10 protein-coding genes and 1 riboswitch are annotated in these 11,714 nt (G+C 39.5%); of the genes, 1 reads left to right on the top strand and 9 read right to left on the bottom strand.

The features are described from left to right. Positions 1 to 522 precede the first annotated feature (522 nt). From IEW69_RS16710 to IEW69_RS16675, 8 genes are all read right to left on the bottom strand, one after another. The gene (locus IEW69_RS16710; RefSeq protein ID WP_188628016.1) at positions 523 to 1,974 is read right to left on the bottom strand and encodes a serine hydrolase domain-containing protein; all 1,452 of its coding nucleotides are present in this window, start codon (positions 1,972 to 1,974) and stop codon (positions 523 to 525) included. Between the two features lie 97 nt (positions 1,975 to 2,071). Continuing rightward, positions 2,072 to 3,208, bottom strand: coding sequence for a helix-turn-helix domain-containing protein (locus IEW69_RS16705; protein WP_188628015.1), 1,137 nt, complete (start codon positions 3,206 to 3,208; stop codon positions 2,072 to 2,074). Positions 3,209 to 3,441: 233 nt separating this feature from the next. Continuing rightward, positions 3,442 to 4,356 (bottom strand): hypothetical protein, encoded by a 915-nt coding sequence (locus IEW69_RS16700; RefSeq protein ID WP_188628014.1) that lies wholly within the window; start codon positions 4,354 to 4,356, stop codon positions 3,442 to 3,444. Positions 4,357 to 4,766: 410 nt separating this feature from the next. Beyond that, positions 4,767 to 5,249: a DUF695 domain-containing protein gene (locus tag IEW69_RS16695; protein WP_188628013.1), complete on the bottom strand. Its 483-nt coding sequence runs from the start codon at positions 5,247 to 5,249 to the stop codon at positions 4,767 to 4,769. 510 nt (positions 5,250 to 5,759) lie between these two features. Beyond that, complete coding sequence (locus IEW69_RS16690; protein WP_229663666.1) at positions 5,760 to 5,939, bottom strand: oxidoreductase; 180 nt, start codon at positions 5,937 to 5,939, stop codon at positions 5,760 to 5,762. Between the two features lie 4 nt (positions 5,940 to 5,943). Beyond that, positions 5,944 to 6,939, bottom strand: coding sequence for a bile acid:sodium symporter family protein (locus IEW69_RS16685; RefSeq protein ID WP_188628012.1), 996 nt, complete (start codon positions 6,937 to 6,939; stop codon positions 5,944 to 5,946). An 18-nt stretch (positions 6,940 to 6,957) separates the two neighbouring features. Then, a complete protein-coding gene (locus tag IEW69_RS16680; RefSeq protein ID WP_188628011.1) occupies positions 6,958 to 7,992 on the bottom strand; it encodes a methionine synthase in 1,035 nt (344 codons plus the stop codon). Between the two features lie 26 nt (positions 7,993 to 8,018). Continuing rightward, complete coding sequence (locus IEW69_RS16675) at positions 8,019 to 9,023, bottom strand: DUF1852 domain-containing protein (protein WP_229663665.1); 1,005 nt, start codon at positions 9,021 to 9,023, stop codon at positions 8,019 to 8,021. A 180-nt stretch (positions 9,024 to 9,203) separates the two neighbouring features. Continuing rightward, positions 9,204 to 9,386: riboswitch (cobalamin riboswitch) on the bottom strand. Positions 9,387 to 9,549: 163 nt separating this feature from the next. Here IEW69_RS16675 and IEW69_RS16670 point away from each other — a divergent pair. Continuing rightward, positions 9,550 to 10,011, top strand: a complete 462-nt coding sequence (locus IEW69_RS16670; RefSeq protein WP_188628010.1) for an Lrp/AsnC family transcriptional regulator — start codon at positions 9,550 to 9,552, stop codon at positions 10,009 to 10,011. 18 nt (positions 10,012 to 10,029) lie between these two features. Here the strand turns inward: IEW69_RS16670 and IEW69_RS16665 are convergent, their stop codons facing one another. Beyond that, complete coding sequence (locus tag IEW69_RS16665; RefSeq protein ID WP_188628009.1) at positions 10,030 to 11,358, bottom strand: amidohydrolase family protein; 1,329 nt, start codon at positions 11,356 to 11,358, stop codon at positions 10,030 to 10,032. Between the last annotated feature and the right edge of the window lie 356 nt (positions 11,359 to 11,714).

The following is an 11,714-nucleotide window of genomic DNA, read 5'->3' as shown; positions in this document are numbered from 1 at the left end:
TGTGTTGCCATATTCATGTCGATAGTTTAAAGTTACACTATTGACACAGTTTGTGAAACACCCTCCCTATCTGCGCAACGGTAAAAGACTCGCATAAACCAGAATTCTTATAGGAGCTTAAACTTCGTTGTGTGATACCCCATTATATTATCATTTTGATTATATCTCAGTCAAAGGGCGATTCTAGATTTCAAAAGTTCTTTTCCTACTTCATACCGTTAATATCTCCTATGGACAACCCCCCTCATACTATTATAGGATGGTGTAGATATTTTACCTTACAATGGCAGCGCTAAGAATTTATTTTCTAACCGCTGCCCTGTCTTTTTCTGTTCATTATCTTGTTCTCTATTTACCTCAGTGTTTAGATCGCTTTAAAATGCCGGCATTTTTGGCTCAACTCTTATGCAACAGTATTCATCGAACGTAGTAAGTTAATAAGCGAACATATTTTCTTCTATTTTTTTAGCAACGATGATTCTTTCTAAGATGGTCTCAATGAGCTAAATGTTAAAGGCTGACCTAGGGGGTTGTATTAATTGATTTAATTTTTTCAACCATTTTTTTTGAGCTACCAGTCGTTTCACCAAGACTTATCGCCTGGTTGTAGCTTTCTAATGCTAAATCGAATTGTTTATTTGTGTAGTAGGCTTCTCCCAGACTATCGAAAAGATTGGCATTATTCGGGAACTCTGTTGTGGCCAATTTAAAAATGGTTATCGATTCATTGTTTTTACCCAAGCGCAAAAGTTCATATCCTAATCTGTTCAGCTCACTCGGATTGTTAAAGCTAAACTCCTCGACAGCATTTGCTTTAAGTTGATGATAGGACTGTACAGCCTTAACTACATTGTTTAGGGCTTCTTTTCTGATTGCTTGATAAACAGATTTCTTAGGGATTTCGTAAGCCTTTCCCAACGTCAGGTTTCGAATAGCATGCCCTAGATCCCACACCCGATTTAAGTTATTAGACAATAAGATGATTGTAACATCTTCTTTCAAATCATTTAGGAAGATGGATTCGAATTTATAGGATACCCCATTGTGCCTTTGTAGTTCTTCTTCTTCGAAATATCTTCCTAATGATCCACCTTCATCTTTAGCATAGGGATTTTCTAATAGTGTTTGGAAGGATTTTTTGGAGATGATTTTATTGGAATTCACCCCTTCAACCCATCTATACAGATCGTTGATATCTACCCAAAGCCAACCACTAATAAATTTGAGTTCCGGACATCTGACATTTTCCAGATCGTAGCAGGAAGTGCGACTCTTGTGCCCAGGTTTGGGATCAAACACAGCGTTAAACATTTTCAAGGGTTTGACAATATTCTGAATCACAAACGCTTCAAAAGACAAGCCGGATACCTTTTCGATTATTCTTCTTTGCAAAAAAACATTACCATTGTCATAACGATAACTTGTCCCCGGTTCAAAAAGTAGGTTTTCGTTGCTCCGCAAAATTTTCCAGGCATCATCATCAGATACTGGTGTCAATCCCGACTCAATCCGCGGTATACCACTGGCATAATTGATCAGATGCCTTATCGTAACCTTTTCTGACCATTTGGGTAATCCCATGTTAAATTTCGATAGCTTATCATCGAGGTCTAGCGAACCACGTTCCACTAAAATCATGATAGCAACAGCGTTAAATTCTTTGGCGATGGAGCCAATATTGAATATTGACCGACCGTTTAAGGCATTTTGTTTTAGCTCGTCAGTAAACCCAAAGGATTTTTGGTATATGATTTTGCCACCTTTAGCGACAAGTACATTTCCATTGAATAAATCTCTTTTAAAAGATGTCCTCATTAAGGAATCGATTTGTTCGACATAATTGGATTTTTGTGCGCTCGACTTTTTTATAGTCGCCGCTGTGCTTTGTCTATCGACATCTTTTTTGCTTGTGCTGTCCTGAGCAAAAGCATCAATCGATAAAAGTATGATGCATGCATACCAGAAATTTCTCATGTTGGGTGCTGGTCAAGTAATACGCTGCAAATATGCATAGGATGTTCCGACCATGCGACCGACTAAAAAAGTCGAACCCATTTGTTGGGAAAAACATCTAATGTGGCGTGTTTCTGTAATTTGTTGGCGTTGTTCCGGTGTGTTTCTTGAATGAAGTACTGAATGAGGATTTGGAATTAAAACCAACTTTATATAGAATTTCCAAAATTGTCAAATCTTTCTGCAGTGGATCCCGAAGTACTTCTTTGGCTTTTTCAATTCGATACTCATTGATGAAATCGAAAAAGTGTTTATCCATATATAAGTTGATCAGTGTCGATAAGTCTTTGACCGGAATTGTTAACTTTTCAGCCAAATCCTTAATAGTCAATGAAGGATTCAGATAGGGTTCGCTCGTCTTCATATACGCTTTCAAAAAATCCATCTGTCGTTGTTTTTCGTCGCTGATTGAAGCAGAAGGATTTTGTTTGGGAACAGTATCCTTGATCGATTCCAATTTAGAATTAACCCCTCTAAAGAATTCCGGTTTGTGTAGCGCAACAAAGAGATACCAGCTGGTGCAAAATAGGAATGCAAAACTATCGAGTGTGATTATCCATTGGATTAATTTACTAAAGCCTACGGTGAAGGTAACCAGCCATCTGAGAAGAACTATGAAATGCAGGGCGTAGTAGAGAATTGTTATTTTGTAAAGTGCATTAAGTAAATAGTTGTTGGGGTCGGCATAATTCTCAAGATAAACAGCTTTCGATCTTTTTATTAGTCTAAATGATGCAATAAAATATATCTGGAATAGCAGTTCGAACAGGAAATAAAAAAAATGCATTACTGGTTCCTGATTAATGCCATTGATGAATTTCAATTTTATCACACTGCTGGTTGAGTATATCTCAATTAGATAATAGAAATTAAGTGCAATGAAGGGGGTGGTATGAAAAAGGTATTTCGGCTTAAAACCAAAATTTTCAAAGCAGACCGATGAAACATACAGGTAAAACGAGGCGGGAACCAGGTAGACAAAAGTCCAACGGAAAGCCTGGAAGCTGAGGAGATGAACCGGAACATCTTTAACTAAAAATTTACAGGCATCTATGGCACATAGGAACAGGAACAGGGCAAGAAGCCAATTGGGAAGTCTGTTTTGTGTTTTTACTGTCAGCAAGAACACCACTAGAAAAATGACGAGAACAATCCCGACATAAGAGGTTATCTCTAAAAAATGACTCAGATCCATACTTTCAGACCAACAACAGCTTGGTGAACATTAGTTTGGGGTTAATTGGATGCAAAGGTATAAGAATGATGTTCACAGAATTTAAATAATTATCATTCTATTCTAGATCTATCGCTATTGGTTGTGGTTGGCGAATCACATGACATTGGAGAACTTATTCTTATCTCTAAGAGTATTAGTGATGTGTGCGGCTAATTTTAGGTTCCTTTTTTGAGACAATTCTTCATGTAGTACTATTTTATCTTTAGATTTACTTCGGTAAATCTTTTTGCAGAAAGGTTATAGAGATAAGTTTGATCACCTTCTCCAATTAAGATGTTAGTCCATGAACTGTCTGGTTGAACAACGTCGCATTGGCCTCCACCTGGACACCTCAAGATAAACTCACTTGCATTTGTCTTGAAGTTGTACTTGTATAATTCATAAGGTGCCAAATATATCATAGAGTCTCTTTTTATATCAACAGCAAAGAAGTATTCTTCAACTTCGTTGCGAGAGGAGTTTATGCGCAGCTTATTAAATTTTCCTGTTTTTGTTGAAACCAGGCCTAATCCGTTTTTATCAAAAATATTGACGGCAATTGAAGAGTCGTTTGGTGTTGTAGTCAAACCCTGAATAGAGTAGGCATTTAAACTTGTGAGTTTTCGAATTTGTTTGTTCTCAATAGTTATTTCAAAAATATCCATTCCATGAGGAGCTTTCCGAGCAATGGGCGAGTAGTTCCTTATCTCGGCTGCGCTGGTAAAGTAGACATACTGACCATTAGATGAAAGTAGAACGCTTGTTATGAGTTTTCCATTTGCTAGTAGTGTATCTGCTTTTTTGTCCTTTAAGTCGTATAGGCAAATATTGCAGACTTCCATTTTTGCTTCTGGGTAGTTTATGTAAAGAATTTTGGACAAATCCTTAGAAAGATCAAAAACGATATCAGACCCTTCTTTTGGAAAGGTTAGTTGTTGAGCTACTGAGTCTATATTTGTAGTGTAATATATTGCTCCAATATTGTTTCCATAATTCGTAAATGCTACGTGTCCACTCTTATAGCTAAATCTTCCCGTCCCATTTGAACTCTCTTCCATTGACTTATTTGTGCAAGAAATTGTAGTTAGAAAAACTGATATTACAAATATTTGCTTAATTCTATTCATAATTACTCGTAGTCGGTTTAATGGTGTTTTTAGGCCAATATTGTTCATCCTGATTCAGGTATCTGCCTAATGATTATAAATCTAGGCGGATTCTGCTACAAACGATAAGGGTATAAATACTGTACACTTGTGCCGGTTAAAAATCTACATTATAAGCTTCTCCAAAAGCTGATTATTCAAAAGTAGAACTAGTTCTTAATTGTCAACACTAAACGAACCTTATAGTACGTCAAGCTGAATTGCGTCCGCAGTGTAGACGTAATTGGAAACACCCTGAAGAATGGGCTATAACGCTCCTTTTTAAAGATGATTAATTAGTCAGCCAACATCGGCTTAACGGCGTAGGTGAAATCTTCGCTTTCTGAGACTCGTCTGTTAACAGGTAATACGTTTACATCAAAAATAATCTTTCACCTAAGTAATTTACTTAGCTTCCAGTTAGGATCGAAATTGATCTTATAGGAGAATGTTACAAGTCTATCTTCTGCCTGGCTTTTGGCCGTTAGAAAGTTTTCAGCGGATTCATCTAGTTCTAGATACCCTTCAATATCCATTCCCTCATCTGTTACCACTCTTGAGACCATGTGAAAAGTACAAATCTGTTTAAGTGGCTCAGAAAAATAGTCTTCTATTGTTCCCATATCAATATCTGGATTATTTTCAGCGATGTGATCTGTAAGATTAACAGTGATTAAAACATGGTAAGGACAAAACTTCTTGTACTCATACCTGGTATATGCCTTGTCGACCCATCCTGTGCCGAACCTTCCGCTTGAAGTCGTTATTTTCAAAAGGGTAAAGGAACTTTCTGGATACACTTTATTTGACTCTTTAACGAGTTGCCAATCTATAATGGGAAACTGCCTCCTAAATAACCTGTCTAATAGTTTCAAAATCATTTCATTATTGTCGTTTACAATTTAAGTAGAATTCTAGTGTTTCGACACATGAAAGATAGTTCACCGATTCTTTGTCAAAGAAAACTTATTATATGCTTCTTGAACCATTTTCCAGGAAGACTGGTGTCGTTAAGAGTTTAGATGTAGTGAATTGTGATTTGACGCTAGAGTAAACAGCATTTATGCTGATCAAATATTCCTTTTTTGAGACAAACCATGGATTATCTTTTTGCCGTGATATGAAAAGGTTTCTAACAGACTTTAACAGTAAATAAGATTATAAAGTATCATTGGCTTTTACCTAATTATAATTACTGTAGATATGAAAGTTTTAGAAGATGGAAAAAGAGACTAATATTATCCTCCGGATGTCCCACGGCCCGGTGTGCCAAAGCTGGGCTAATATTACGCCACCTTTATCATCCGGCTGTGGTTGCTTTCTTCCAGGCGGCTATTTGTTCATTTGTAAAAATACCAGGCGTAAGCGGACTGCCCGTAGCCTCTTCACTGATTCTGATGGCTTCGCTGAACTGCAGGCCTGCGCCTGCCCTTTGTAGTATAGTATTCCACCGTCATACCACCCACCAGACCATTGCTGTCTGTACGGCCCCTGGTCATCGCTGCCATGGCTATTCTGTTTTTTAGGCTGACACTGCCTAACTGTATTTTTTCTAAAAGCTTCATAGTGCTATTTTTCTTCTTTTCGCCGGGCCATACTCTGAGCGATGATGCTGGCGGCAATCAATTGCAGGGCATGGTATAACATGAGTGGCAACAATACAATACCGGTGATGGTACTGTGCTGAAAGAGCACTTTTGACATGACCGTTCCATGTACCAGTGACTTTTTAGACCCGCAAAATAAAATCGTAATGCGATCTTCATCTGAAAAGCCAAACAAACGGCTAAGTAGTCCGACGCAAAAGAATACGGCAAAAAACAAGGCTATCATCCCTGCGGCAAGTCCCGCAAGTTCAAGGGCTGTAAAGCCTGCGAACAAATGTTCGGAGAACGACTTACAGAACGACGTGTAAATAATGGTAAGGATGATCGCCTGATCAAATTGTTTAAGCTGTTTCTTATATTTTTCGGCAATGGCTCCAAAACGTGCGTTAAGGCAAATGCCAACGATGACAGGTAACAAAACCTGAAGAAGCAACTTGATGACAATATCTGTAGCATCAAAATGGCCGCTCGCAGAAGCAATGAACAGCCCGACCCATAGCGGCGTCACTACAACGCCGATCAAACTGGAAATGCTCGCATTGAAAATGGCCGCAGGAATATTGCCTTTTGCGATGGAAACCATGACCACCGAAGAGGAAACGGTGGATGGTAAAGCTGCCAGAAAAAATATACCCAACCAAAGCACTTCGAAATCGGTGCCAACAAACAGCGGGCGGAATGCCAAAACGATGAGCGGAAAAAACAAAAAGGTAGTCAACTGGACGATAATGTGCATTTTCCAGTTGACAAGCCCGGCTTTTAGGTTCTCCACACTCAACCTTAGACCATAAAATAAAAAGATCAGCGATACGCCTACACCTGCGATCTGCTCCAGTGAAATTGGTTCTTTGACCATGCCCGGTTGCGGTAAAAAATAGGCCAGCAGGATCATCATGCCTATCATGAGCAGGAAACCGTCTAAACCTGCTTTACTTAATATTGCTAATAACTTCTTCAACGTAATTCAAAATATTTATTAACCCGCATTTTCTTTGCGTATAATCTCTGCCCCTGCGCTCAAAGCACTTAACTTACCTCGCGCTACCGCTCTTGATAATGGAGCCATACCACAGTTTGTACTAGGGTAAAGATTCTCTATATCCACAAATTCAAGCGCTTTACGTAGGGTATTGGCTACCTCTTCGGGTCTTTCGATCGTGTTGCTTGCCACGTCAATAGCGCCCACCATCACTTTTTTACCGCGGACAAGTTCCATTAATTCTAAAGGAACATTGGAGTTGTGGCATTCTAATGATACCACGTCAATCTTAGATTTTTGAATTTTAGGAAAAATCCCTTCGTATTGACGCCATTCGGAACCCAATGTTTTTTTCCAGTCGTTATTGGCCTGTATTCCGTAACCGTAGCAGATATGTACCGCAGTTTCGCAATTTAAACCTTCAATTGCTCTTTCCAGCGTTGCCATTCCCCAATCGTTTACTTCATCGAAGAACACATTAAATGCTGGTTCGTCAAACTGGATGATATCTACACCTGCATCCTGAAGTTCTCTTGCCTCTTCATTGAGTGCTTTGGCAAATTCCCAGGCCAGTTTTTCACGACTTTTGTAGTGGCTATCGTATAAGGTATCGACCATGGTAAGCGGTCCTGGTAATGCCCATTTAATAGGTTTGTTGGTTTGTTTACGCAAAAATTTGGCATCTTCAACAAAAACTGCTTTTTTGCGTGCAACATCGCCTACAACCATCGGAACGCTCGCATAATAACGGTCACGGATTCGCACCGTCTTGCGATTTTCAAAATCTACACCGCTTAGATGCTCGATAAAGGTGGTCACGAAATGTTGGCGTGTCTGCTCACCATCACAAACGATATCCAGTCCTGCCAATTCCTGCTCCTGCAGTGTAATGCTCAGCGCATCTTGTTTTCCTTCCAGCAACTGATCGCCTTCTAATTTCCATGGCGACCATAGTTTTTCGGGTGGTGCAAGCCAGGCAGGCTTGGGCAAACTTCCAACAATTGAGGTTGGCAATAATAATTTCTTCGTCATAGAACAATTTTAATGTGTCGTATTAATTAAAGTGAGAAATTGGGAGACCATTGCTCAAGAACATCCTGATAAGGTTTGATGAAATGCTCTTCAGCATATCTGCCCTGTTCAACAGCCAACCGACTACGCTCTTCGCGGTCATACTCTACTCGGGTCAGTGAATAATCTTCGTGTTTAAGACTAGGTTGATAAATTTTCCCGCCCGCTGAATTTGCATTGTAAATTTCGGGGCGGTAAATCTTCTGGAAAGTCTCCATCGTGCTGATGGAGCTGATCAGTCCAAGATCAGTATAATCAGAAAGGAGATCTCCTGAATGATAAAAAGCCATTGGTGCCACAGCGTTCGCAGGCATGAAAAAACGGACTTTTAATCCCATTTTAGAAAAATATTCATCAGTGAGTGAATACTGGTCCTGCAGATACTCAAAACCCAATACCGGGTGCTCAAACTCAGTGCGGGTATAGGTTTTGTTGCTCGATACACTTAAGCAGATGATCGGTGACATCTTAAAGTAATCTTTATAAGTGGTCGAATTCACAAAGCACTTATAAAGTTTTCCATGCAGATCGCCAAAATTTTCAGGAACAGTAAAACTGGGTTTATCCTTATTGTAGTCGATCAATAAGACACTGAAATCATAATCACGCACGTAAGAAGAAAAATTATTTCCGGCGGCACCTTCGATATGCTGGCCAGTCTTACGGTCAAAAATATTTGTTTTTAGAACCTCAATCATCGGCAGATCGTTGATACCATTTTTATGATCGATACGCATTGTTACGGTGAGGATTTCGAGTTCTACATGGTAACGATCGCCTTTTGGATTATCTACATGAGCTAGTGCATTAAATCGATTGTTGATCATATTTAAGGCATTACGTAAGTTTTGTTGGCGGTTAGCTCCTCTAGCCAGGTTTGCAAAATTGGTTGTCAGACGCGTCTGACTTGAGGGGTGATAGTTTTCATCTAAACAAGTGCTCTTTAGTGTGAACACAAATTCATTCTTGATGGTGTCTTGGATATTTTCCATGTATTTCTTTAACTTTTTAAATGGTTAATAATCATTAAAAAGTTCTTGATTATTCAGGATACGACAGGCAAAAGAAAGGATTTGAGAAGGAGAGATAGACACGAACAGGCGCAGCCAACCCCTGAGGGTTTGCACCTTATAAGCTGTACAATCTGATCAATAACCTCTTTACGCGGAAGTATCGTCAATTCAGAAAAGGCAGATATCCTGACTTGTAACGGCTTTTACCGGCCTTCCCGTTTTGCACAGTGACCATCATTGGTAAAACCTTTTGTGTTACTTACAGTTGCGCGACAGCTCGTGATTTGCACACGATTCCCTATTAATTCACCGCTAAGTAAAACCTTTCCCGATTGCTGAAAAAAGCAAAGAACCACGAGTTTTAAACTCTGCTCAAAGTTACAAAATCAGTCATAAAAGCCGAATAATACCTGTTATTTTAACCAGAATTGCTTTAAATAAATGATTTATCGAATTTTTATGCGGTTTGTGCGTACTTTAGTGTACTTTAACAGTGATTTATGCTATGGAACAATTGGATGAGGTCGATCTTAAATTATTAAAGATATTGGGCAATGACTCAAGTCATACCATCAAGGAACTCGCTGTAAAGGTAAACTTGACTCCATCGCCGGTTGTGCAGCGTGTAAAACGCCTGGAAACTAGTGGGTATATCAAGAAATATATCGCGCTGCTTGACCCAGAAAAGTTTAACCAGGGCTTTATTGTGTTCTGCAATATCCGGCTTAAACAGCATGACCGGAAAGTGGGCCACAGCTTTGTAGCGGATATTCTGAAGATCGAGGAGGTTGTAGAATGTTATAATATCTCCGGCGATTATGATTTTTTTCTGAAAGTGTATGCCAAAGACATGAAGCATTATCAGGACTTTGTTTTTAATAAATTAGGCTCCGTTGAAAGTATTGGCAGTACACATAGTACCTTCGTAATGGCCGAGATCAAAAATACACACAATATCAGTTTTTAGTATTGTCGGAAGTTAGGATTAATAGGCATCCTTTTTTCGTTCCCCAGGTAAATTAGCAGCTTGATGCTCTTTTGCATATACAACCTTTCCATCCTTTACAACCATATAGACGTTGAAAAGGGCATTACGAAAATCTTTCTGAAGGTTGCCATCAAAAACTACTAAGTTGGCCTTCACACCCTGCTTAATAACTCCAAATTTTCCCTCTTGCCCGATTGCCTTTGCCGCGTTTAGCGTAGCTGCTTGAAGTGATTCCTCTACGGTGAGGCCTTCCTCGACATAAGCGACCAGCATTTCTTTGGCTGCATCGCCACGTGAAATGGGAAGATCGAAATAAGCATCTGAACCAGCTGCCAGAAGGATTTTTTCTTTTTTTGCCCGCACTAGACGATCCCGAAGTGGCTTGAGTTCCGTGCGAATAGCAAGTGTATCGTGCGTAGTTTGTCCCATAGACTTTTGCATCTGAATGACGCTATTAAAAGATGGATCCGTTGGTACCATGTAGATTTTCTTCGCTGCAATTTTCTTCCATAAGGTATCATTGACATAGTAGGCATGTTCAATCCCATCTACTCCAGCCTCAATGGCACTTTCCATGCTTGGTCCGCCAGTGCTGTGTGCGGTTACTTTCAAGCCATGTGCATGTGCCGTTTTAACGATGGCCTTCATCTCCTCTAACTCCAGTCCTAAACGTTCGCCAAAGGCAACGATCTTGATTACGTCCACGCCATTATTGACATGTTCGTTTACAGCCTGAATCGCGTCCTGAACACCACTAACTACTCGATATTCCTTTTGAGCGATTTTATTTCGTTCCTCATAGGGCAACTGATAAAATTGCCCATCAATTGCGCTTATTATAGGTCCTGATCCAGACATATGGGGACCGGTCACATAGCCCTTTCTTATCGCAGAAGCTAGTTCCATATCTAGGTAATAGCCTGAATTACCCAAGTCTCTAATTGCAGTGAAGCCCGCGTTCAAGTAGTCTCTTGCATAGCTGGCACCTCTAAGAACACGTTTAGCCGGCGAGTTGATCCACGAATCAATAGCTAAATTTTCAGGGAGCTTCTGATTTGTCAAAAGATGCGTATGTGCATCAATAAGTCCAGGGGTGATCGTACCTGTAGGCAGCTTAATCACTTGTGCAGATGGAGGAACCTTAATGGCAGATCCAACTGCCTTTATTTGGTCACCCTCGATCCAAATGACTTGATTCTTCACGAACTCATTAGACTCTGAATTGTAAAGCAATCCAATTTCTATAACTAGTGATTTAGGCTGTGCAATCCCGATTAAGGGAAACATGAGTGCAAATAAATAAGATAGACCTATCGTCAGCTTCATAAAGGAACAAGAAAGGTTAAGTATTAAATTAAGATAAGGGAAATTTGATTGTTAGCAAAAAGAATTAGCTCACCGGAAATCTCTTCTTTTTGACGCAGGATCTTTTGTGCTAGCTGAGGAAACTATCGAATACCTTATATACTTAAATGTGATGAGGTCAAACTTTTCAATAGCAATCAGTTTATAGTAGCTGATTTAATGGCTTAGACAAAGAGAAGGTTTCCTTTTTTGAGACAACTCCTGCTTTGTGACTATCATTGCATTCTCTCTTGATCGGGGGTATTTGGACTGGAATTGCAACAATAAAATAGACATTTAGTTAAGCTGCAATATTCCGTTTGTTTAAGTTTCTTTCA

This window comes from Pedobacter quisquiliarum (genome assembly GCF_014642175.1).
Classification (GTDB): Bacteria; Bacteroidota; Bacteroidia; order Sphingobacteriales; family Sphingobacteriaceae; genus Pedobacter; species Pedobacter quisquiliarum.
Note: the sequence above shows the minus strand (reverse complement) of the source record. Positions and strands in the feature narration are given on the sequence as shown.

Excerpts from the sequence above, each read along its gene's own strand:
- IEW69_RS16690 (WP_229663666.1), bottom strand. The coding sequence starts at position 5,939 with ATGAAGCTTTTAGAAAAAATACAGTTAGGCAGTGTCAGCCTAAAAAAC.
- IEW69_RS16710 (WP_188628016.1), bottom strand. The coding sequence starts at position 1,974 with ATGAGAAATTTCTGGTATGCATGCATCATACTTTTATCGATTGATGCT.
- IEW69_RS16705 (WP_188628015.1), bottom strand. The coding sequence starts at position 3,208 with ATGGATCTGAGTCATTTTTTAGAGATAACCTCTTATGTCGGGATTGTT.
- IEW69_RS16680 (WP_188628011.1), bottom strand. The coding sequence starts at position 7,992 with ATGACGAAGAAATTATTATTGCCAACCTCAATTGTTGGAAGTTTGCCC.
- IEW69_RS16675 (WP_229663665.1), bottom strand. The coding sequence starts at position 9,023 with ATGGAAAATATCCAAGACACCATCAAGAATGAATTTGTGTTCACACTA.
- IEW69_RS16665 (WP_188628009.1), bottom strand. The coding sequence starts at position 11,358 with ATGAAGCTGACGATAGGTCTATCTTATTTATTTGCACTCATGTTTCCC.
- IEW69_RS16700 (WP_188628014.1), bottom strand. The coding sequence starts at position 4,356 with ATGAATAGAATTAAGCAAATATTTGTAATATCAGTTTTTCTAACTACA.
- IEW69_RS16670 (WP_188628010.1), top strand. The coding sequence starts at position 9,550 with ATGGAACAATTGGATGAGGTCGATCTTAAATTATTAAAGATATTGGGC.